The sequence below is a fragment of the Afifella aestuarii genome (assembly GCF_004023665.1).
Lineage (GTDB): Bacteria > Pseudomonadota > Alphaproteobacteria > Rhizobiales > Afifellaceae > Afifella > Afifella aestuarii.
This window is the reverse complement of record NZ_SAUF01000002.1, coordinates 251481-274234: the sequence shown is the minus strand read 5'-3', so window position 1 is coordinate 274234 and position 22754 is coordinate 251481. Positions and strand designations below refer to the sequence as shown.

The following is a 22754-nucleotide window of genomic DNA, read 5'->3' as shown; positions in this document are numbered from 1 at the left end:
CTATTCTTCGATCGCGCCACGCCATTCGCCGGCTTCGATGCGGCCGGCAGCGAGCACCGCCTTGGTGCGGTTCTCCACACCGAGCTTTTGCAGGATCGCGGAGACATGCGCCTTGACGGTCGCCTCCGAGACGCCGAGCTCATATGCGATCTGTTTGTTGAGAAGCCCCTCGCCCAGCATCATCAGAACTCGGACCTGTTGCGGGGTGAGGCTGCGCAGACGCTCCAGAAGCTCAGCCGTTTCGCGATCGCTTTCGGCCCCGATGAGATCGTCCGGGATCCAGTGCTCGCCACGCAGGACCGTACGGATGGCTTCTGAAATCGTCTCCAGAGAAGCCGACTTGGAAATGAAGCCCGAGGCGCCGAGGCCGATCGCATTGCGAACCGTCGCCGGGTCATCCATTGCAGAAATGATGCAGATCGGCGCCGCCGGATACTGACCGCGCAGATACATGAGACCCGAGAAGCCGCGCGCGCCGGGCATCTTCAGATCGAAGAGCACGATGTCGGCTTCACCTATGCGATCGAGAGCTGCGGCGACTTCATCGAGAGTACCCGCCTCAATAATCTCAACATTGGCAAAAGCGGATTGGATCGCGCTCCGCAGAGCATTGCGGAACAACGGGTGATCGTCTGCAATCACAAAAACAGGACTATCGCTCAAACCGTCACCTAATTGGGGGACAGGGGCGCAGGGCGCCGTTTGGCCGGGATGAATGCCGTAAAAGCATTGCACAGAACCTTTTCATACCCTGTTATCGCACATGGTGAAGGACAAAAAGGGACATGGGAGATGCGCCGAATCCGGCTATCCTTCTCTTTCCGCAGACGGATCGGGTTCGCGCTGCAACGTCTCCAGCGTAGGATCAACAATCTCAGACATGTGTGGAATGCGAGAGAACCCGCGGGTTCGGCGGGCATTGGAGCCTCGTGAAGTGTCGAGAAAGGCGCGTATCGAAGCATGAGTAACCTCCCTTATTCGATCGATACTGACTTCTTCACGGCTTATGCCCGCACCATCTGGGGCTTCTTTGTCGCAGTTCTGGTGGGATCGATTCTCCTGCTTATGGCGCTCGATGCACTCGGCCTGCCGCAAGCGGTGATCGGGATGGGCTGTCTGGCAGGATCGCTCATCGCCTTTGTCGGCATCGGGCTTGCTTCCGGCAGCACGCAGGCCAAGGGCTTCTTTCTCGCCGGCGGCAGCGTGCCGGCGGGCTACAATGGCATGGCAGCGGCCGCTGCCTATCTCTCGAGCGCATGGTTCCTGCTTCTCGGTGCGGCCTTCAGCTCCTGGGGCGCGGCCGCTTGGGCGATCGTCGCCGGAGCGCTCATCGGCCTTGCAGCGGGCGGCCATTACCTCGCCGCCCCTATGCGCCAGAGCGGCGCCACCAGCACGGCGGATTTTCTGGCGCGACGGCTTGCCAGCCCATCGGTTCGCCTTGCCGCCTCCCTCATCGTCATCGCGACGGGCTTCATGCTGCTTGCCGTGATCTTCAACACCGGCGGCCGCATCACAGAAAACCTCCTCGGCCTTCCCTTCGGATGGGGTGTCGGCACGATGGCCGCGATCGTCGCTCTGATGCTCATTCTCGGCGGCATGCGCAGCACGACATGGACGCAGACAGCACAATTCATCGTGATGTTCGCCGCCTTCCTCCTGCCGGTAGCGATCGCGGCCGCCGACCGGTACGGCTGGCCGTTGCCGCAGCTCGCCTTGAGAGATGCGGCCTCTGCCGTGCGCACGATCGCGAGCGCAGATCCCCGGGCAATGCCGGAAGCTGCCGGCCTGTCCCTCTTCGGACATTTCCGGCCGGCCGATCTTGCCGGGCTGCTGGCATTTACGGCCTTGTGCAGCGTGGCTCTGCCGCATGTTCTTGAACGCTATCTGACGGCGCCTTCCGCCGCGAGCGCCAGGCGTAGTTCACGCTGGCTTCTCCTCTTTACTGGCCTGTTTCTGGTCGTGACCCCGACCTATGCCGCCCTCAGTCTGCTAGAGCTGCTGCGCGACGTGGTCGGCATGCCGCTGCAATCCTTGCCGGACTGGGTCTTTACGCATGGTCAGGCGGGGAGCCTTGCGCTGTGCGGAGCGCCAGCCGTCTCGCCCGAAGCGATCAGAGCGGCGTGCGGCGCACGCGTCGACACGATCGGTCTTTCTCTCTCCGACATCAGGCTCGCCAGCGAGACGATGGTCATCAGCTTCGCGGAGCGTGAAGGGCTCTCTTTCGCTTTTTCGAGCCTTATCTTCGTGGGCACCGTGGCCGCCGCATTGTCGAGCGCCAGTGGGTTGTTGATGACGATCGTCGGCACGGGCAGCCATGATATCCAGCACCGGCTTTTGATGCCCGATATGCCGATGGGCAAGCGGCTTCTGGCGGCGCGTGTGACGATGCTGTGCGCGATCGCGCTTGCCGCGATGTGGGCTCTCGAGCCGGACCGCGCGGTGATCGATCTCGGTTTCCTGGCGCTCGGCCTCCTCGCAGCGGGGCTGATGCCGGTCCTCATCGCGACGGCGCGCGCGCGCCATGTGCGACCCTTGCCGGCGCTGCTCTCCATGCTCGCCGGGACGGCCACGCTTCTCACCCTGTTCATGCTGCAGCGATTCGGTTTCGACCTTAGGGCAGCAAGCGGTGACGAATGGCAGCCTCAGGCTTTTGCAGCTTTGGGCGAGGCCGGCATTCCTCTCGTCGCCTCGACCTTCATCGCCATCGCGGCATCGACGGCAACCCTCATTTTGGCCTCCGTGCTCATTCCCACCACAGCGTTGGCGGCACGGCGGGGCAGGCAACTCAAAGCACAAATCACGCAACCGGAGGAGCTCTTGCGGGCGGCTGCCGAGCGGATGCCTCAGCTGCCGAAATAAACGAGCTTCAGGCTGCGCCTGTGCGGGCGCGCGCGATGCTCGACAAGATAAACGCCCTGCCAGGTGCCGAGAGCGAGGCGCCCGTCCTCAACCGGCACGGTCAAGGAGACATCGGTCAGCATGGTACGGATATGGGCGGGCATGTCGTCTGGTCCCTCCGTATCATGTACCCAGCCCGCGTTTTGCGGTGCCAGGCGGTCGAGAGCCGTCAGAAGGTCGGTCTGCACGGAAGGGTCCGCATTTTCCTGGATTGTGAGCGAAGCCGAGGTATGCCGCACGAAGATGCAGAGAAGTCCGCTCCGAGCTCCCGTCTCGCGCAGCCATTCCTGCAGCTCGTCCGTGATGTCGATGAAACTTTCACCGCGCGTCGGCAAGGAGAGGCCGCTCTGCACAAGCCGCGCGACCGTCATCTCGATCGTTTCGTCGAAGCTCACATCGCGTGCGCGTGATCTCAGCATGGCGTTCAGTCGTGCTCCCCGTGGCCCGCGTCAAAGCCTGTCGTCGTTGAAATCGCGTTTCAGATCTTCCACCATTCCGAAAAAACGCCGCATGACCTGATCGCTGAGGCTGAAAAAGCGATCGAGCTTCTCCTGCTCCTCAGACGTCATGCTCTCGTTGTCGCGCTCGGAGGCAGGGGGAGACGACGGTCTCGCGGTGAGGCTCTCAAGCTTCCCCTCGAGCCGATCGAGGCGTTGCGACAAAGCCTCGATCTCCTCCTGATAGGCGAGCCGCTCATCCGCGACGAGGCGGCAGACGGCGCCCTCGCCCATGCCTTCGCAGCGCGAGACCTCGCCCGTTTTCGTGTCGAGGCGCAACGCACCCTTCTCGATCGGCACGAAGACATAGCGCTCGGTGGTCGGCCGGTCGACGACACCATTGGACGTGCGCGGCGGTTCGGCCGCACTTGCCGGCACCAAGGCCGAGAGGCCGGCGCCCATCAAGAAGACGACGGCAAGCGAAAGAGAACGCATGGCTCTGTCCTTTTTGATGTGCACAAATGCGCAGCGGCGACGGCACCGCTTTCGGCGGGGCGCAGCTTCGTTATCATGGCGGCTGCAATGCAGCATCTCATTTACAAGATAGCGCCAAAGCCCCTGTGGCGCGAGGCCGAGGCGGCCGGCGTTTTTCACGGAGCCCCTGTCGACCGCACCGACGGCTTCATCCATTTCTCCAGCGCCGAGCAGGTCGGTGAAACGGCGGCGAAGCATTTTGCCGGGCAGAGCGATTTGCTGATCGTCGCCGTTGATGCGGAACGGCTCGGGCCTTCGCTCACATGGGAGCCGTCGCGCGGCGGGTCTCTCTTCCCACACCTTTATGCACCCCTACCGCTTTCATCGGTCTTGTGGGTGAAAGACCTGCCGCTTGGCGAGGATGGGCGGCACCGTCTGCCGGAGGAGATCCGGGCGGAGGGCAGCGCGTGAACCTGGATCAAATGGCAGCCGGGCTTATGCGGCTCCTGCCGCCGGAGCGCGCCCATGCACTCGCCTTCGCGATGCTCAAACGCTTCGGACGGACCAGCCGCGCGCGAGACGCGCACGGCAAGCTCGCCGTCAACCTTTTCGGTCTCTCCTTCGCCAATCCAGTCGGGCTTGCGGCGGGCTTCGACAAGAACGCTGAAGCCATCGACGGACTTCTCAATCTCGGCTTCGGGTCGATCGAGGTCGGAACCGTCACGCCGCGCCCGCAAAGCGGCAATCCGCGCCCGCGACTCTTCAGGCTGACTTCCGACCGCGCCATCATCAACCGCATGGGCTTCAACAATGACGGTCACGAGGCCGTCGCCCGACGTCTCGAAGAGAGACGCGGCCGTGGCGGGCTCGTCGGCGTCAATATCGGCGCCAATCGCGACCAGGAAGACCCCGCGGCCGATTACGTTGCGGGAATCCGCCGCTTCGCACAGCTTGCGAGCTGGCTCACGATCAACATTTCCTCCCCCAATACACCGGGGCTGCGCGGTCTTCAGGAGGCGGGCACCTTCGACCGACTGCTCGGCCGCTGTCTGGAGGCGCGCGAGGCCGTGCCCTCGCCACGGCGTGTCCCGCTTCTCGTCAAGATCGCGCCGGATCTCACGGAAAAACAGCTCGCCTCGCTCATCGAGACAAGTGTCGATATGGGCGTCAGCGGGCTTATCATCTCCAACACTACCATTGCGCGCCCACCTCTCAAGGCGAAGCGACTGGCGGAAGAAAAAGGCGGCCTGTCGGGCCTCCCGCTTTTCAATCCGTCGACGGCCATGCTGGCCCGCGCCCGCCAGCTCGCCGGGCCAAAGCTGCCGCTGATCGGCGTCGGCGGCATCCATGACGCACATTCCGCCTGGGCGAAGCTGGTGGCGGGCGCCGATCTCGTTCAGGTCTATACGGGTTTCATCTTCGAAGGGCCGCGCTTCGCCGAGCGCATCAAATCCGGTCTTTCGAAAGAGCTCGCCAAGCGGAACTTCGACGCCATCAGCGATGCGCGCGGCATCGAGACGGCCCGTTGGGCGGCTGCCTGGCCACCGCAGGCCTAGATTTCAAACCCGCGGCCTCTGCAGGATATCAGATCGCAGCGCTCTCCATGCCTTGCCGCTTGACGGGGAGCCGCCATGCGAGCGTCAGACCACGCAGCCCGAGGAAGACGAGCAGCGCGGCCCACAGGCCATGATTGCCGAAAGGTGGAACGAGCACAAAACACAGAACGAAAAAGCTGGCGAGCGAGGCGAGCATCATATTGCGCATCTCCTTCGACCAGGTGGCCCCGATGAAGACGCCGTCCATCTGGAAGGCGAGCACGCCGGCAAGCGGGGTGAGGCAGGCCCAGGGAAGGTAAAGCCGGGCCGCTTCGCGCACGTCCTGCGACGTCGTCATCATGTCGACGAGCGTCCTTCCGGCAAAAAAGTAGAGCCCGGCGAGCGACAGCGCGAGCACGAAGCCCCAGACGACCGTCAGACGCACGGCGCGGTCGAAGGCCGGGGGAAAGCGTGCCCCCACGGCCCGTCCGACGAGCTGTTCAGCTGCGTTCGCAAAGCCGTCGAGAAAATACCCGGCGACCAGGAAAAAATGCATCAGGACGGAATTGGCCGCGAGCGTGACCGCGCCGAGCGCTGCCCCCTGGCGGGTGAAAAAGGCAAAGGCGAAGAGCACAGAGAACGAGCGAATCATGATGTCGCGGTTGACGACGATGAGCCGCGCAAAGCCGGTCTTGTCGAAGATTCGTGTGAGGGACGGTCTCTGAGCACCGCTCACATGCGGGATAAGGACGGGCACGAAGGCGAAAAACGCCACCATCTCGGCAATGACCGAGGCTGCTGCGACACCGGTAATTCCCCAGCCAAAATCCAGCACGAAGAGAAGCGACAGAACGATGTTGGTGAGCGTCAGAACTGTCTGCAGCGCGAGCACCAGGAAGGAGCGGCCTATGCCCAGAGCCCAACCGACCAGGGCGTAGTTCGCCAGCATGAAGGGCGCGGCCCAAATGCGCACCAAAAGATAATTGGAGGTCGCATCAGCCACCTCTGGACCGACATCCATCGCCACGATGCCGAGACGTGTGACAGGCAACTGAAAAAGGATGATGACGAGGCCGGCAACGAGCGCGATCAGAAGCGCGCGCACAAGGATCGCCTGCTCCTCCTTGCGATCGCCCGCCCCAAATGCCTGGGCGACGAGCCCCGTCGTGCCGGAGCGCAGAAAATTGAGCGTCGTGAAGATGACGTCGAGGATGATGGCGCCGACCGCAATGCCGCCAATGAGCGCCGCATCCCCGAGCTGACCGATCACGGCCGTATCCACCAACCCTGCGAGCGGCACCGAAAGATACGCGAACGTCATCGGCACGGCGATGCCGAGGACCAGCCGATTGTTGACCAAGAAAGGCTTCGGCGCGGCGCCCATCTCGGGCTTTGTCGGGGCGCCTGCTTGTTCAGGCGATGGGGCGGGGCTCGTTTCGCTCATCATCTAAGCCATACAGCAATCGGTCGGCCGCGAAACCACTACAGAAGTTCATAATATGTTCCAAGCGCCCTTCCTTATCGGCGACACGACCGCTGGATTCAGTCCCGGCGCCCGCCCATCACGGAAAACAAGCGCATGATGAGGAAGATCGGCACGACAATGAGGGCGCCAAAAAGGAAGTAGCCGAAGGCGTCGGAGAAGACGGTAAAACCCATGTGGTAGACGCGCATGACGAAGCGTTCGGCCCAATAATAGATGTCGAACGGATGCACGTTGAGCACCGACAACACCAGGCCGACGATCACCGAGAGGACGATGAGACGAAGAAGAACCCGAAAGGGGGAATCGCCCAGGAAGCGTGTCATCCGGCCCGCCATGCTCGCGTCTCCTTTTGTGCGATCGGCTGAGAGCTAGGGTTTCGGAGACCGAATGGCAAGCCGATACATCGAGACACCAATCATCGATTATACCTGCTGCGGCAGAAGTTTTTCCAGGTCATCGAGACGATCCGCCTCCGCTGCAGGCTTGTCCCATCTGATCCGGCTGATGCGTGGAAAGCGCATGGCGACCCCGGATTTGTGGCGACTCGAACGAGCCAGCCCCTCAAAGGCCACCTCAAGAACGAGACCGGCGTCAGGCCCAGCCCTCACGGCCCGTACCGGGCCGAAGCGATCGACCGTATTGTTGCGCACGAACCGGTCGAGCTCCTTCAGCTCCTCGTCCGTGAAACCGAAATAGGCCTTGCCGACGGGGACAAGTTCTCCATCCTCGGCTTTCTCCGCGGTCCAGACGCCAAAGGTGTAATCGGAATAAAACGAGGAGCGGCGGCCGTGGCCGCGCTGGGCATACATGAGCACGGCATCGACCAGGAAGGGGTCACGCTTCCATTTGAACCAAGGGCCTTTCGGTCGCCCGGCCACATAGGCGGTGTCCCAGCGCTTCAGCATCAGGCCTTCGGCGATTTCATCGAGGCGGCCCTCGGCGGGCGGGTTGGCCCGAAGATGCGCAAGCTCGTCCCAATCGCCGAAGTCGACGAGGGGAGAAATATCGATGCGCGGCGAGGACAAGCGAGCGATGAAATCCTCAAGCCGCCGCCGTCGTTCTGCGAAGGCAAGCGGGCGGAGATCTTCATCCCCCTCTTGCAGGAGATCGTAAGCCCGGATGAAGGCGGGATAATCCTTGAGCATCTTCGCCGTCACGCGCTTGCGGTTGAGGCGCTGCTGCAAATCCGAAAAGGATGCGATGGCCATTCCCCCTTCCCCTTCGCGCGCCACCAGCAGCTCGCCGTCGATCGCGCCGTCGAATTCCATTTGCTCCAAAACGTCGGGAAATGCGCCGGAGATGTCATCGCCGGTGCGGGAATAAAGCCGGCGTTCTCCACCTGAAGCCGCTGCCTGGATGCGAATCCCGTCCCATTTCCACTCGGCCGCATAATCTGTCGCATCGAGCTTCGGGAAATCCTCATCCTGGATGGCACTCGCCAGCATGACCGGCCGGAAGGGAGCCTTCTGCTTCGATTGCGGTCTCTCTCCTCGCCCTTCCAGAAAGGCGAAGAGATCGACGTAGGGCGGCTTCAGGCCATGCCACATCTCCTCGATCTCGGTTGCCGGGCAGTCACCGAATTCCGCCAGGGCCTGGCGCGCGAGGCGGGCCGTCACGCCAATCCTGAGCCCGCCGGTGATGAGCTTCAAAAGCGCGTAACGCCCGCTCGGATCGAGTTCGTCGAGCCAGCCAGCGACGAGCTTCGGCCCTTCGAGACGGGATGCGCCCCTGAGCCGCTCCACCACCTCGGCGAGATGCAACGCCGCGCCGACATCGTTTTCACCCGGCCAGATCAGCGAGACGGTCTCAGCCAGGTCGCCGACATAATCATAGGAAAGCGCAAACAGGACGGGATCGACCCGCTCCTCCACCAGAGCGCGCACCATCGCCGGCTTGACCGAGACGATGTCGAGATCTCCGGTGATTGCCGCGATGGCGTAACCGCGGTCAGGATCTTTCACCTGGCGCAGATAATCGACCAGAAGCCTGATCTTGCCGTTGCGCTGCGGCGTCAGAGTGAGACGATCGAGGAGGGCGGCAAAGGCCTGCATGCCGTGAATATAGGCATCCAAGTGACGGTGACGAGCAAACCGCTGCGTCTCCGGGCCACGAAACGCCATTGTTGCAGCGCAATATTGGTGGGTTGTCGCAAGGCCTGCGACAGCTCGGCGCAGTAGCATGACTGTGCCGACACATCAGGCACTTGATGGACAATTGTGCTATGCAAAAACAATCGCGCTGCATTGCGAGAGAACGGGTTGGCAGGCGCTCAAAGCCACAGCATTTTAGGGGCGTTCGTCAGCTGCCGTTGCCGTCCCGATATGGCTCGGCTCCGTCTCCGGAAGGATCGCATCATGGCCCATGCCGCACACGGCTCTTTCAGCTTCGCCGGCCGGCTCCACGTGCCCGCTCGGTTTCGCCGCGCGTTGAATTGGATCATTTGGGCGCGCGAGGCGGAAGCCATCCGCCGCATCGAGCAGGAATCCGGTTTTCTCATCGGCCCGTCGCAGCTTCGCGAGATGAAGCGCCATCACCTCGCGCACCGGCCGCTTTGACGGCTTGCCTGGCTGAGGTCGCATGACGGCATACATCCGCAAGCTCTGGCCGTATGAGGCCGCGCTCTTCTCGGAGCATCTCTGCCGTCTCGGCCCCGAGGCGCGGCGTATGCGCTTTGCTGGCCCCGTCAACGACGCGCGCATCCAGAATTATGTTCGTGAAGCCTGGGATCTGGACACCACGATCCTCGGCTATTTCGTCAACGGCGTCATCCGCGGCTCGGCAGAACTGCACCCGCTCACCAAAGAATGGACGGGCAAAGCCGAGGCCGCCTTCGCCATCGAAGAGGCCTGGCAGGGGCGAGGCGTCGGTCGGGCGCTTCTTGCGCGCACTTTCACGCTCGCCCGCAATCGCGGCTTTCGCCAGCTGCATCTCTTCTGCCTGCAAGAGAACCGGCGCATGCTGAAGCTTGCGCGCGAGCTCGGCGCCCGTCTCACCTATGACGAAGGCGAGGTCGACGCGTTGCTCGAACCGCCGCTTGCCAATCCGTTCTCCTGGTACGGTGAAGCGCTCGACGATGCGGAAAGCGCGTTCCAGGCGACCTTGAGCCTGTTGCAGCCGAAGCCTGCCGGCGTGGCCGCCTGAGCCTCAATCGGGTTCGTCCTCGTAGCCTGCAAGATGCAGCGGGCGGGCAGCAACGCCGTTGAGCTCGCACCAGCGCAACAGCGCGTCGTCGCGGCCATGCGTGATCCACACTTCGCCGGGCGCAATTTCTCCGATCGTCTGCAAGAGCTCTCCCCAATCGCAATGGTCGGAAATGACGAGCGGCAGTTCCACCCCGCGCTGTCGGGCTCGCTGGCGGATTATCATCCAGCCTGACGCGAAACAGGCGAGAGGATCGGGAAAGCGGCGCGCCCAGCGATCGGAAAACGCCGAGGGCGGGCAGACGACGATGGCACCGGCGAACTCGCCCTTGCGCGCATTGTCCACGGTTGCCGGCGCGAGCGGACCGAGGTCGACCCCCTCCTCGCGATAGAGATCGCACAGCCCCTTCAAAGCACCGTGAATATAGATCGTGCGGTCGTATCCGGCCTCACGAAGCAGGCCGATGACGCGCTGCGCCTTGCCGAGCGCATAGGCGCCGACGAGATGAGTGCGCTCGGGGAAAACCTGCGTCGAGTGAATGAGCTTGGCGATCTCACCGCGATCATCTGGATGGCAGAAAACCGGCAGGGCAAAGGTCGCCTCGGTGATAAAGACATCGCAGGCGACCGGCTCGAAGGCGGCACAGGTCGGATCCTTGCGGCGTTTGTAATCGCCCGAGGCGACGATGCGGAAGCCGTCCTTTTCCACCGCGATCTGCGCCGATCCGAGCACATGGCCGGCCGGATGAAAGCTGACGGAGGCGCCATTGATGGCGAGCGTTTCGCCAAGCTTCGCGTCCTGAGTGGAGGCCGCGAAGTCCGGCCCATATCGGGCGGCCATGATCTTCAACGTCTGCGACGTCGCCATCACCGCGCCATGGCCGGCACGCGCATGGTCGGCATGGCCGTGGGTGATGAGCGCGCGTGGCACCGGGCGCGTCGGATCGATGTAGAAATCGCCTGGCGGGCAATAAAGGCCTTTCGGCGTCGTGCACAGAAGTTCGGTCGGGCGCATCGTCCCGAGATAGTGGCACGGGCCGGCTTTTCCATGTCGCCGTTGCATGTCAACGGAACGCCCATGTCACCGGCACGCCGCGGCGGAGCTTTCGGGCCTTGGCCCTAAATCTCGCCGAGCCGCAGCCAGCGGTCGTCCTCGGGCCGCCGCACCTCCCAGATACGCCAGCCATTGAGATTGACCTTCTTGCCGTCGCGGGTGCGCACATGCGCGATGAGCGCGGCGGAGGGAGAATTGTAGCTCGTGCCGTTCACGACCCAGTGGCCGTCGACGATGAGACCTTCCACCGTCTGGCCGGCATAGGCAGCTCTCAAGGTCGTCCCGTTCGGCAAAAACACCTCGTGACCGTGACGGCCGATCTTCGACCAGCCGCCCTCCTTGGCACCGCCGCCCTTGGCGCGGCGCGCACGTTCGCCGAGGCTTTCTTCCGCAGCCGCACCCCCTCCTCTGCGGCCGTCGAGGCCGAGCAGGCGACGGAGGATGGCGTTCTGCGTCTCCTCAAAATCTTCGCGTGCACCTTCGATCCGCTTGTGCACGTCCATGTCGACAGCAATCGTGGCGAGGTTCTCCTCGTCCTTCTTCTTGCTGCCCTTCTTCTTCTTGGCCATGCCTCCCCCCGGCAGCCGCATCTTGGCATTGTGGAACTTTTCGACGCCGCGGGGGACGCGACGCAACGTCAGGTCCGCTCGACTTGGCCGCAACCAAGCCTAAACTCATCGTCATGACGGCACCCGCTGCGATCCCCATTGGCGAAAACGGGCTCCTGCCGGAGCGTTTCCAGCAATGGTTCGCCGACCGGGGCTGGGCACCGCGCCCCCATCAGCTCAAGCTCATCGCCCAAGCACGGGCGGGATCCTCGTCGCTTTTGATCGCTCCGACCGGCGCTGGCAAGACGCTCGCGGGCTTTCTGCCCTCACTCATCGAGCTTTCGCAAGCGCACGACAGGCGCAATTCATCACATTTCATCGGTCCGCACACCCTTTATGTCTCGCCTTTGAAGGCGCTCGCCGTCGACATCGAGCGCAATCTCGGCATGCCGGTCGCCGAGATGGGGCTGCCCCTGACGGTGGAAACGCGCACCGGCGATACACCCACCCATAAGCGACAGCGGCAGAAACTCAGCCCTCCCGACATCCTTCTGACGACGCCGGAGCAGGTCGCGCTTTTGATCGCCTCACGCGATGCGGAGCGCTTCTTCGCGCGCCTGTCGACAGTCGTCTTCGACGAATTACACTCTTTGACCCCTTCAAAGCGCGGCGACCTTTTGGCGCTCGGGCTTGCACGGCTGCGCCGGCTCGCACCGGGCCTCAGGACGATCGGCCTCTCCGCCACCGTCGCCTTTCCCGACGATTTGCGTGCCTGGCTCGTCGAACAGAATTCCAACGCGAGCCGAAATCTCGCCGAGATGGTGGTGGTCGGCGAAGGCGCGCCTCCGGAGATTTCGATCCTGCATTCTGACGCGCGCATCCCCTGGTCGGGACACACGGCGCGCTATGCGCTGCCTGAGGTTCTCGAGGCGATCCAAAGCCATCGCATGACGCTCGTCTTCGTCAACACGCGCTGGCAGGCGGAGATGCTGTTCTCCGAGCTCTGGCGCATCAACGAGGAGGCACTTCCAATCGCGCTGCACCACGGCTCGCTCGACCGCGGTCAGCGCCGCAAGGTGGAGGCGGCGATGGCAGCGGGCGCTCTGCGCGCGGTCGTTGCCACCTCAACGCTCGATCTCGGCATCGACTGGGGCGATGTCGACCTCGTCATTCATGTCGGCGCGCCGAAAGGCGCGAGCCGTCTTGCCCAACGGATCGGCCGCGCCAACCACCGGATGGACGAGCCTTCGCGCGGTCTCCTCGTGCCGTCGAACCGCTTTGAGGTCATGGAATGCCAGGCGGCACTCGAAGCCAATGAAGCCGGCATTCAGGATACACCGCCGCTCAGACCCGGCGCGCTCGACGTCTTATGCCAGCATATTCTCGGCATGGCCGTCGCCGCCCCGTTCGACCTTGAAAGCCTCTATGAGGAGGTTCGTTCAGCCGAAAGCTATCGTGGCCTCAGCTATGAGGATTTCGAGCAGGCGGTCGATTTCGTCGCGACCGGTGGGTATGCGCTCAGAAGTTACGAGCGCTACGCCAAGATCCGGCGCCGCAAGGACGGGCTGTGGGCGCTTTCGCATCCGAAGCTCGCCCAGCAATACCGTCTCAATCTCGGCACCATCGTCGAAGCGCCGATGCTCAATGTGCGCCTCGCCTCCCGACGTGGCGGGAAGGACGGCCGCCCCGGCACCGTGCTGCGCGGGGGACGCGTCCTCGGCAAGATCGAAGAGTATTTTCTGGAGCAACTCGTTCCAGGCGACACGTTTCAGTTCGCCGGCCAGGTTCTCGCTTTCGTCGGCATTCACGAAAACGAGGCGCTCGTCACACGGGCCGAGGCCAACGACCCGGCGATCCCTTCCTATGCCGGCGGCAAATTCCCTTTGAGCACCTATCTTGCCGCCGGCGTACGGGCGATGCTCGCCGATCCCGCCCATTGGGAGAAGCTGCCGGGGCAGGTGCGCGACTGGCTCTCCATCCAGCGCGAGGTCTCGGTGCTGCCGTCGAAAGACTCGCTTCTCGTGGAGACCTTTCCGCGCGAGACGAAATTCTACATGGTCGCCTATCCCTTCGAAGGAAGGCTCGCACATCAGACGCTCGGCATGCTGTTGACGCGCCGGCTGGAGCGCGCGCGCGCCCGGCCGCTCGGCTTCGTCGCCAACGATTATGCGCTCGCGGTGTGGGGGCTGCGCGACATGGGCGCCCTCTTTGCCACCGGCAAACCTTCGCTTGCAGAGCTCTTCGATGAAGACATGCTGGGCGACGATCTGGAGGAGTGGCTGGCAGAGAGTTATCTCCTCAAACGCAGCTTCCGCAATTGCGCCATCATAGCCGGACTGATCGAGCGTCGGCATCCCGGCGAAGAGAAGAGCGGGCGACAGGTGACGATTTCCACCGACCTCATCTATGACGTGCTGCGCAGCCACGAGCCCGACCATATTCTTCTCAAGGCCACGCGTGCGGATGCCGCGACCGGCCTTCTCGACATCCGCCGCCTCGGCGAAATGCTGTCGCGCATCCAGGGGCGAATCGTGCATCAAAGGCTGGCGCATGTCTCACCGCTTGCCATCCCGGCCATGCTGGAAATCGGCCGGGAGCCGGTCTTCGGCGAGGCGCAGGAGGATCTTCTGGTCGAAGCCTCCGAGGAGCTAATGCGCGAGGCTATGGGCAGCGAGGCAGATTTTGGCGCTGGCGGAGACTTCTTACAGAGACGAGATCTTGCCTGAGACGCGTATCGCGCTTTCGGGGCGAGAGCTGGTGCTCGATGTTTCCGGGGCGCTTTGGGACCCGGCCTCACGCATGCTGGTCGTCGCCGACCTGCATCTGGAAAAGGCGTCGTCCTTCGGTCGCAGGCGCACATTCCTGCCGCCATATGACAGCGCCGCGACCCTTGCCGCCCTTCACAACCTGATCCTGCGGCGCAAGCCGAAAACCGTCATCTGCCTCGGCGACAGTTTTCACGATGGCGGCGGGCCCGAGCGCCTCGCCGAGATCGACCGCGGCAAGATCGCAGCGCTGCAGGCGGGACGCGACTGGATCTGGATCGCCGGCAATCATGATCCGGCCCCTCCCCCCGGCCTTGGCGGCGAGTGTCTCGCGGAGCTTTCGATCAATGGCCTCGCCTTCCGACACGAGCCGGAAGACGCGATGGCTCAAGGGGAGATCGCTGGACATCTTCACCCATGCGGGAAAATTGCCCGGCGCGGACGCAGCGTGCGCCGGCGCGCCTTCGTCACAGACGGCACGCGGCTCATCCTGCCCTCGTTCGGCGTCCTAACCGGCGGGCTCAACGTCCTCGACCGCGCCTTTGCCGGCCTCTTCGCCAGGCGCGGTTTCATCGCCTTCCTGGTCGGAGCCGACCGGCTCTATCCCGTCGCGCCGGCGTCTCTCAGGCCAGATTGAGCAGGCTTTCTCGCTAGCCTCGGCAACCCTCAGCCCGAAGCACCGAGACACAGCTGCGACGATGCGTTCCGGGTCCGCCGGACCACGATAATGAACTTCATTCACATTCGCGTGTTCAGCACCCCGATTCAGGATCACAAGAGGATCAGGGGACAACTTATGAGACGCTTTTTCCCGCACGGCATACTCGGCTGGTTCGGTCCGATCGTGTCGACTGGCATCGCATTCGTCGTCGTTGCGGGCATCGCCGTCGTCACCGGAATGTACAACATCGCGGCGTCGATCCCCCATCCGCCCGGCTGGGCGCAGCTTCTGCATTTCAGCTTCGAACGCTCCGTCGCCCAGCATGCGAGCGAGCTTTCCCGACCTGACGATTTCGATACCGAATGGCGCGTCGTTCAGGGCGCCGGCCATTACGGTCACGCTTGCGCCGGCTGCCATGGAGCGCCGGGGCTCGGGCAGAACGTCATGGCGCTGCAGGAGCGGCCGCAGCCGCAATATCTGCCGGAGGTGGTCGGCGAATTTTCCGATAAAGAGCTCGCCTGGATCGTCCTTCACGGCGCGAAATACACCGGCATGCCCTCTTGGACCGACACCGATCGAGATGATGAAGCGTGGTCCGTCGCGGCGTTCCTGCGGCGGCTGCCGGAGATGGATTACAAAACCTACCGCAAGCTCGCCTACGGCACGGAAGGCGAGATCACGAACCTGAGCCTTCCGGCGAAGTTCACCCAGTTTGAACCGACGTCCGAAAGCTCCAAGACAAAGACCCCCGATCCGAATACCCATCGCACAAGCGTACCCGCAACGGGCTTCACCGAGTTCGCCATGAACAACACGCTGATGTCGATGTGTGGACGCTGCCATGGCGCCGACGGGCTCGGACGGGGCATCGGAGCATTTCCCAATCTGACGCTGCAAAACCCGGAATATCTGCGCCGGACACTCGAAGCCTTTGCGCACGGTGACCGCCACAGCGGCTTCATGCGTTCCGTCGCCACCCAGCTCAGCGACAATCAGATCATGGCGCTTTCAGCCTATTATTCCATGCTACCGGAAACCCGCTCGCCAGGCTCCGAGGCGCTCGATGCGGCACTTATCGACGAAGGCCGATCGATCGCAGAGAACGGCGTGCCGGAACGCAACGTGCCCGCCTGTCTGTCGTGCCACGAGCAGACGAAGTTCACCTCGCGCCTGTTCCCGCACCTCAATGGCCAATACGCCAATTACATCGAAAGCCAGCTGAAGCTCTTCGCGAAAGGTGCGCGCGGCTACGCCGGGGATTACGGGCCGATGGACGAGCTCGCTCATCAGCTGGAGCCTGACGAGATGAAAGCCGTCGCCGCCTTTTTCAACGCCCAGGAACCGACAAGGCTGGCCAATGCCCCCGGCGCGTCAAAGGATTCGGAAAGCGGACAAAGCGAGGCCAGTGCAGCTGCCGCGGGCGCCGAGACACCGGCGACGGCCGCACCGAATGGCGCGGCCAAGCCACGGCCTGAAACAAGCGTCGACGAGACGGATACGAGTGAGGCGGCGGGTTCACCCGCCTCAGACTCCCCTCCGGCCGCAGGGAACGCGGCGATAGAGGGGACAGCGGACGATAACAGCGCTGCGTCCACTGAGAGAGGCGCAAACCCCTCTGTGCCAGTGCCGGCACCGACCAGCAGCGAGGCGGATGAGGAAGAGGCTCCTGCGTCGGCCACACCTGCCGAATAGGGCCCGACAAGGCCAAGACGGTGGAGCGGCGCAAGATGCCTCGTCGCTCTCGCCGTTGCCGGCCCTTTCCCACCATCTGATATGGCTCCGGACCAGCCTTATAGGGCTTCAAGGATACTCAGTTGCGGCGGAAGATGATGCCGGCCATCCAGCCGGTAAAGACGGCCACCATGACGGCGAAAAGACCGTAGAGCAGCGGCTGCTCCGTCGAAAAACGCGCGATACGGTCTGAAAAGCCGCTCTTCTCGACGAGCAGGCTTTGCACTTCCGCCGCCACCAGCTCTTCGTTGCGAAAGAGGAAGACGGAGACGTGGTAGGTGCCGACGGGGATCGCGGACGGCAAATGGAAGGTGGTGCGAAAGACATTGGGGGCAAGGAAGGTGACCGCATCGCCGCGCTTGACGAAGAGCTCCTTCTGTTTCTTCAGCTCCACCAGTGCCTTTGCGAAGGCCTCGTCCTGCGGCGTGTAACTTGCGTCGCGCGAGAAGCCGAGATCGGCGAAATCCAGCTTGTAGCGCGCCAAGAGCTGCTGGCTCGCCGCATCGTTCAAGTTCTCGCTCATATGGATGACGTAGAAACTCGGGACATTGTAGAATTCCCGAGAGGCCGTGTTGATCCAGATCCTGGCGACCTGCCCCTTGCGGCGCACGACGAGGGGCATCTGCGGACCCGCCACGACGATCGCAACCTCATAATCGCGCTCGCCGGAGGCCGATTTCGCGCCTTCCACCGCACCGAAGACCGTGATGTTGGAGCCTGTGAAGTTGGAGGTGATCTCGACGGCATCATCGGACAGGGTGGAGACGAGCTTCTCCGCTGAAGCCGGGCCGCAGACGAGGAGACCGGAAAAAAGGGCGAGAGCGAGCAGGAACCGCATCATCCGATCCCCTGCAGAAGGGCGATCGAATAAAGGCTCGCAGGCGGCAGGAACAGGTTCAACAGGAAGCGGAGTGCCACCGCCAGCACCAGAAGCGCTAAGAAAAGACGCAGCTGGTCGCCGCGCATGGCCTGACCGATCTGAGCCCCGAACTGTGCACCGACGACACCGCCGACGATCAAGAGACAGGCCAGCATCAAATCGACGGCGCCGTTCTCCAACGAATGCAGCACCGTGGCGAGTGCCATCGTGAAGAGGATGTAGCCGAGAGAGGTGCCGATGACGACGTTGCTCGGCACGCGCAGAAGGTAAATGAGCGCCGGCACCATAATGAAGCCGCCACCTATGCCAAGGACGGTGCCGAGAAAGCCGATCGACAGGCCAAGCAGGATCACCGGGATGACGCTCACATAGAGTTTGGAGCGGCGGAAGCGGACCTTGAACGGCAGGCCGAGCAGCCAATTGTGGTGGCGGCCTCGGCGCAGATTGGATGGGCGGCCGCGCCGTGCGCGCAGAAAGGAACGCAGCGCCTCACGCAGCATGAGGCCGCCGATCAGCCCCAGAAAGGTGACGTAGGACAGCGAGATGATGACATCGAGCTGGCCCAGCGAACGCAGCATGGTGAAGACCCGCACGCCGAGCCATGAGCCGGTGACGCCGCCGACGATGAGAAACATCGTCATCTGCGGGTCGATCATCCGCCGACGCCAATAGGAGATCGCAGCCGACGTGGACGAGGCAACGATCTGAGGCGTTACGGTCGCCACGGCGACGGCGGGACTGATGCCGGAAAAGATCAAAAGCGGCGTCAGCAGAAAGCCGCCGCCAACGCCGAACATGCCCGAAATGAAGCCGACCGCCGCTCCCATTCCGAGATAGACGAAGATGTTGACCGTCAGTTCAGCGATCGGGAGATAGAGCTGCACGCAGGACGGTCCTGTCGCTATCGGCGAAATTCGCTCGGTCTAGGCCGATCTCTTCAACACCGCCGCTTCACGAAGTGCAAGACGGTGGTTCAGATATCTTTTTCATCAAGCGCCTTAATGACGCCGGTATCGATTTTGCCGGTCACGGAAAGGCCGTTATCCTTTTGGAACGACGCAATTGCCTGGCGCGTCTTCTTGCCGAAGATGCCGTCGGCCGGTCCCGGATCGTAGCCCTTTTGGGCGAGAAGACCCTGGGTGTGCTTCACGAGGTCGGGGCCGCTGAGGCTCACGCTCTCGCTGGCTTGTCCGCCCCATCCGCTTTCGGGTGCGAAGACCATGTTGGCCTGCGGGTCGATCGGCAGGGACTTGAAAGTCTCAGCGGCCTTCTTCGCCTCCGGCAGGAGATCTTGCGGCAGTGCACTGGCGATTTCCTGCTGGCGCTTTTTCGCCTGCTGGTCGCCCGAGCGGGCTGCCACGGCAAACCATTTGTAGGCGGCCACAAGGTCCTGTTTGACGCCGAGGCCCCGGGCAAAAAGAACTGCGATATTGAACTGGCTGTCGCGCACACCCCGCTCGGCCGCGCGCTCGAAGAGATCGGCCGCTTTTTCCAAATCCGGAGCGCCGTCCGCCCCCTCGGCGTAAAGAACGGCGAGATTGTGCATGGCTTTCACATTGCCGGCATCGGCCGCCTTGCCATACCAGCCGAGTGCCTTGTCGATGTCCTTGGGAACACCCCGTCCCTTCTCGTAAATCGAGCCGAGCCGATATTGCGCCGGGGCCAGCCCACCGCGGGCCGCACGCTCGTACCAGGAGACCGCCGCCGCCTGATCGCTCGCCACGCCGCGCCCTTCAGCATACCGGACGGCGACTTCGAACTGGGCCTCCGTCACGCCGGTCTCTGCAGCGCGCCGAAGTTTTTCGGAGCCAATCGACGCCGGCAGAGAGCCTGACGGATTTGAGATGGCCGGCTCTTGTGCCGTCGGTGCAAGCGTCTTGATGGGCTGGGATGGCGGCGGAGTAATCGAGGCCGTCTGTGACAGCGCTCCATCGTCGGCGAAGATTTCGTTCTCGTCAGGCTCCGCCGGGGCGGAGGAGACAGCGGCTTCCGGCGCCTGACCGAGCGCCGTCTCGTGTTCGGCCTCAGGCTTCGGCGCGCTCGCACGCGCGGGCGGCGTCAGCTCCTGGGCACTCAAGCCTGGCAGTGCGGAGAGACGGGTCGAAAAGGCTGTTTCCCGGTCGGGCCGCGGAAGGGGCGCGGCATTGCCGGATTCCATCACCGCTCCGCCCGACGCGGGGCTCGGCTGGATGATCGAGCTGCCATCGCCCGGAGCTTCGGTCTCCTTCGGAGCGGGCGCCGGTGTCTCGACCGCCGGACGCGAATTCGCGGTCCGGGCCTCCTCCCCTCGCACCTTGACGAATTGCACCGCGGCGAACGCGACGGCGAGCGCGACAGCACCCGCGACGAGAAGACGGCGCCGGGCCTTGAAGAAATCGAGGATCTGCGACCCGCCTCGTCCCTTGGCGCGGCCAGCATCGCTTTCGGCGGCCGCAGCTTCCGCAGCGGCGGCACGGGCGGCGCGACGCGCGGCGCTCAGGAAGTCGCTCGAGGAGGTCTCTCTGTTGCGGCTTTGAGCCCTGAAATCCTCGTAAGCCGCAGCCAGCGCCTGCTCTGAACCGCTCGTCTCAGACGGCGGGTTCTTACGGGCCGCTGAAATGTAATGGCTTGCCGAACTCGGCGCATCCGCGAGGTCGGAATGCAAGGGACCGCCGCCTGGCTCCAAGAGGGAGTCGAGCGACACCTCCTCTTCCTGGCGGGGCACGAAGGATTCCGCCCTTCCGCCTGTCGCCCGCTTCAGCAATTGCGTGGCGGAGAGGCGGCTCAGGAGGCCCGGGGCGGTGCTTTCTTCCACCCGCTTTTCCGGCTCCGGCGCGGGAGGCCGCGGCGACCATTGCACGGGGCCCGCACGGCCCGCGGGACCAGGCTTCGGGCCAGACGGCGCGGTCGATGAGGGAGACTTCCCAGACGGCCTGTCGTCATCGCCGGAAGGGGTGGGGCGCGGTGCCGGCGTTCTCGAACCGCCATTGTCGTCGCCTGAGAACGGCAGGTCGCGCTCGAGGAAAGCCATACGCTTGACGACGGCTTCCAGCGTTTCGTGCACCGCGTCGAGCGAGCTTCGCGTGCGTTCCTCGCTCGCTTCGGCGACGAATTTCAGTTCGCCGAGATCGTGCTGGAGCGCGCTGGCAAGACGCGCCAGCGCTTCGGACCCTTCGGCGGTGTCGACGCCGGCCGCGTGCCAGGTTTCCGCGTCGTGGTGCAGCTCCTGACGATCCAGGCGTTCGCGAATATCCGCGAGCGCGTCTTCAAGGCGCGTCAACGCCTTCGATTCCGCTGCGGGGCGATCGAGCATCGCAGAGATGCGGCCGATCTGGGCTTCCAGCTCGCGGTTGAAGCGCGCCGGCTCCTCGGGCAGCCGGTCGAGACGCTCTTTGATTTCGCGGATGGCCGGCTGCAGCACGCGAACGCCAGCATCGGCGGTCGGCGGGCTGTTGCGGATATCGGCCCTGAGCTCGGCGATTTCCGAGCGGAGATCGACGATATCGTTCAAAAGACTGCTGTCGCTATCCGGCAGTTTTTGATCAAGGCCTTGTATGCGGGCCTCGAGCGCCGCAAAGCGCTCACCGATCGGGGCGCTGGTAACGGCGTCTTCCATGCGGGCGACGAGACCGGAAAGCTGATCGACATCGACCCGCTCATCGGCGAAGCGCGCATCGATTTCCGACAGGCGATCAAGGACGGGCTTGAGCGAGAAGCGTTCTTCGCTCTCGGTCAGAAAACCTGAAATTTCAGCCGCAAGACGGTCGAGACGCTGGGTGATTTCCTCGATATCGGACGAGTCGACACTGCGTTCATCGAGGCTCGTAGCGATGCGGCTCAGCTTGTCGTCGAGCGCGGTCAGCATCGGACGTGTATCGGGCACGGCCTGAATACGCGCGGAAAGCTCGGAGAGAGGCCCCTCTATCGCTCCGAGATCGGAGCGGCTTTCACTGAGACCTTCAACACGCTCAGCGAGACGGTCGAGCTGCGCAGCAAGATCGTCGATGGCGCCGATTCGGCTGTCGCGGATCTCATCCATCGCGGCTGCGAGCGTGTCGAGCCGGCTTTCGATACGGGCGAAACTCTCGTGTTCGTCACCGCGATCGTGAGGTTGAGACATCGCATCGATGCGGCCAGCGAGTTCGCCGAGCCGGGCTTCGATCGCATCAAAAGCTTTGCCCTGCGGAAGCGCGGCAAGACCGATGCGGATGGCGGCGATTTCCTCCGCAAGCCCCTGCGGCTGGGCAACCGAGGCGACGCTGCGATGCAGCGCCTGAAGGCGCAGATCGACATCGCCCATGCGCTCCTGCAACGAGGCGAGCGCGCCGCGCGAGGGACGCACCTCGTCTTCCAGCGCATGCTGGAGCTTCTCGATCTGGCGCAGAACCTCGGCGTTCTTATCGGCCTGGACGGGCTTCTTCTCGCGGTCATCGGCGGGTTCGGCGCGCGAAGCCTCTGCTGGTGCCTCGCTCTTCGGCCGACGATTGGCGAGATCGCGGGCGAAATCAGCAAGTCCGCCAGCGAATGCGCGGCGTGGTTCGGCGGGCTTCTCTAATGGCTTTTCTGAAGGCGTGGACTTGCGAGCCGATGGTGCCTGGATGCTCGGCTCGGCAGGTGTCGCCCGACGCTCCGGTGCAGGCGCCTCTTCGAAGGCAGCTTTGCGCTTGCCAGCAGCGTCGGCGGCGCCGCCACGGGAGAGCTCCTCCAGGTGCCTTTCGAAAGCATCGAGACGCTTTAAGAGGTCATCGGCGGCATCCGATGTCTTGTCTGAGGATGGCGGGGTCGTCGTTGCCGGCTCGTCGAACGTGCCGGGGGCGGGAGGCGCGATAGGCGCACGCCGGCTACGGGCCTGCGAGGTGCGGTCAGCCTCGCCGCGCTCCGCCTCTTCTATGCGTCTGGCAAGCGCTTCGACGGCCGCCTGCAGGTGTTCGGTGCTGATGTCGCCCTCGCCGGCATCTCCGGCAAGGCGCTCAGCTTCCGAATCGGCGTAGGCCGGCTCGTGAATGATGCGACCTTCCGCATCGAAGCGCGCATTCAACAGAGCCCGCAGATCGGTTCCCTCCTGACCCGGGGCGGGCGGCGGCGATCCTGCTCTGCCTCTCCATGATGTGCGGGCTTTCATTGCGTCTCCTCGGACCAGAAGAGAAAAACTCGACCGTTCGCACG

19 protein-coding genes are annotated in these 22754 nt (G+C 63.7%); 8 read left to right on the top strand and 11 right to left on the bottom strand.

All coding sequences use genetic code 11. The features are described 5' to 3' along the window. The gene (locus tag EO094_RS09770) at nt 1-663 is read right to left on the bottom strand and encodes a response regulator (protein ID WP_128292128.1); all 663 of its coding nucleotides are present in this window, start codon (nt 661-663) and stop codon (nt 1-3) included. A 297-nt stretch (nt 664-960) separates the two neighbouring features. Here EO094_RS09770 and EO094_RS09765 point away from each other — a divergent pair, with 297 nt between their 5' ends. Further along, on the top strand, nt 961-2859 hold the full coding sequence (locus EO094_RS09765) for a sodium:solute symporter family transporter (protein WP_128292127.1): 1899 nt from the start codon (nt 961-963) through the stop codon (nt 2857-2859). Here the strand turns inward: EO094_RS09765 and EO094_RS09760 are convergent. Both EO094_RS09760 and EO094_RS09755 read right to left on the bottom strand, forming a co-directional pair. Beyond that, nucleotides 2844-3317: a secondary thiamine-phosphate synthase enzyme YjbQ gene (locus EO094_RS09760; RefSeq protein WP_425455869.1), complete on the bottom strand. Its 474-nt coding sequence runs from the start codon at nt 3315-3317 to the stop codon at nt 2844-2846. The genes EO094_RS09765 and EO094_RS09760 overlap by 16 nt on opposite strands. 30 nt (nt 3318-3347) lie before the next feature. Next, the gene (locus EO094_RS09755; protein ID WP_128292126.1) at nt 3348-3830 is read right to left on the bottom strand and encodes a hypothetical protein; all 483 of its coding nucleotides are present in this window, start codon (nt 3828-3830) and stop codon (nt 3348-3350) included. An 87-nt stretch (nt 3831-3917) separates the two neighbouring features. Between EO094_RS09755 and EO094_RS09750 the strand changes: the two genes are divergently transcribed. Beyond that, entirely contained in the window at nt 3918-4280 is a 363-nt protein-coding gene (locus EO094_RS09750; RefSeq protein WP_128292125.1) for a DUF952 domain-containing protein, read from the top strand. After that, entirely contained in the window at nt 4277-5365 is a 1089-nt protein-coding gene (locus EO094_RS09745) for a quinone-dependent dihydroorotate dehydrogenase (RefSeq protein ID WP_246008455.1), read from the top strand. Before EO094_RS09750 ends, EO094_RS09745 begins: the two co-directional genes overlap by 4 nt. 28 nt (nt 5366-5393) lie before the next feature. Here EO094_RS09745 and EO094_RS09740 read toward each other — a convergent pair whose 3' ends face one another. The 3 genes from EO094_RS09740 to EO094_RS09730 all read right to left on the bottom strand — a co-directional run bounded on the left by EO094_RS09740 (nt 5394) and on the right by EO094_RS09730 (nt 8881). Beyond that, nucleotides 5394-6704: an MATE family efflux transporter gene (locus EO094_RS09740; protein ID WP_342772735.1), complete on the bottom strand. Its 1311-nt coding sequence runs from the start codon at nt 6702-6704 to the stop codon at nt 5394-5396. Nucleotides 6705-6886: 182 nt separating this feature from the next. Then, nucleotides 6887-7165: a DUF6460 domain-containing protein gene (locus EO094_RS09735; RefSeq protein ID WP_128292123.1), complete on the bottom strand. Its 279-nt coding sequence runs from the start codon at nt 7163-7165 to the stop codon at nt 6887-6889. A gap of 87 nt (nt 7166-7252) precedes the next feature. Beyond that, nucleotides 7253-8881 carry a cisplatin damage response ATP-dependent DNA ligase gene (locus EO094_RS09730; protein WP_128293239.1) on the bottom strand — a complete coding sequence of 543 codons (1629 nt, stop codon included), beginning with the start codon at nt 8879-8881 and terminating at the stop codon, nt 7253-7255. Between the two features lie 303 nt (nt 8882-9184). Between EO094_RS09730 and EO094_RS09725 the strand changes: the two genes are divergently transcribed. Then, on the top strand, nt 9185-9385 hold the full coding sequence (locus EO094_RS09725) for a hypothetical protein (protein ID WP_092808924.1): 201 nt from the start codon (nt 9185-9187) through the stop codon (nt 9383-9385). A 22-nt stretch (nt 9386-9407) separates the two neighbouring features. After that, a complete protein-coding gene (locus EO094_RS09720) occupies nt 9408-9971 on the top strand; it encodes a GNAT family N-acetyltransferase (protein ID WP_128292122.1) in 564 nt (187 codons plus the stop codon). Between the two features lie 3 nt (nt 9972-9974). Here the strand turns inward: EO094_RS09720 and EO094_RS09715 are convergent, their stop codons facing one another. Further along, nucleotides 9975-10985, bottom strand: a complete 1011-nt coding sequence (locus EO094_RS09715; protein ID WP_128293236.1) for a ligase-associated DNA damage response exonuclease — start codon at nt 10983-10985, stop codon at nt 9975-9977. 104 nt (nt 10986-11089) lie between these two features. After that, nucleotides 11090-11593, bottom strand: a complete 504-nt coding sequence (locus tag EO094_RS09710; RefSeq protein ID WP_128292121.1) for a hypothetical protein — start codon at nt 11591-11593, stop codon at nt 11090-11092. A 113-nt stretch (nt 11594-11706) separates the two neighbouring features. Between EO094_RS09710 and EO094_RS09705 the strand changes: the two genes are divergently transcribed. From EO094_RS09705 to EO094_RS09695, 3 genes are all read left to right on the top strand, one after another. Beyond that, nucleotides 11707-14298: a ligase-associated DNA damage response DEXH box helicase gene (locus EO094_RS09705; protein ID WP_128292120.1), complete on the top strand. Its 2592-nt coding sequence runs from the start codon at nt 11707-11709 to the stop codon at nt 14296-14298. Then, nucleotides 14288-14974, top strand: a complete 687-nt coding sequence (gene pdeM / locus EO094_RS09700) for a ligase-associated DNA damage response endonuclease PdeM (RefSeq protein ID WP_425455893.1) — start codon at nt 14288-14290, stop codon at nt 14972-14974. The genes EO094_RS09705 and pdeM overlap by 11 nt, the downstream gene beginning before the upstream one ends. Before the next feature lie 159 nt (nt 14975-15133). After that, nucleotides 15134-16690, top strand: coding sequence for a c-type cytochrome (locus EO094_RS09695; RefSeq protein WP_164879616.1), 1557 nt, complete (start codon nt 15134-15136; stop codon nt 16688-16690). Nucleotides 16691-16808: 118 nt separating this feature from the next. Here the strand turns inward: EO094_RS09695 and EO094_RS09690 are convergent, their stop codons facing one another. The 3 genes from EO094_RS09690 to EO094_RS09680 all read right to left on the bottom strand — a co-directional run bounded on the left by EO094_RS09690 (nt 16809) and on the right by EO094_RS09680 (nt 22710). Further along, entirely contained in the window at nt 16809-17570 is a 762-nt protein-coding gene (locus tag EO094_RS09690; protein ID WP_128292118.1) for a TIGR02186 family protein, read from the bottom strand. Beyond that, on the bottom strand, nt 17567-18493 hold the full coding sequence (locus tag EO094_RS09685; RefSeq protein WP_128292117.1) for a sulfite exporter TauE/SafE family protein: 927 nt from the start codon (nt 18491-18493) through the stop codon (nt 17567-17569). The genes EO094_RS09690 and EO094_RS09685 overlap by 4 nt, the downstream gene beginning before the upstream one ends. 89 nt (nt 18494-18582) lie before the next feature. Beyond that, nucleotides 18583-22710: a peptidoglycan-binding protein gene (locus EO094_RS09680; protein ID WP_128292116.1), complete on the bottom strand. Its 4128-nt coding sequence runs from the start codon at nt 22708-22710 to the stop codon at nt 18583-18585. Nucleotides 22711-22754 lie beyond the last annotated feature (44 nt).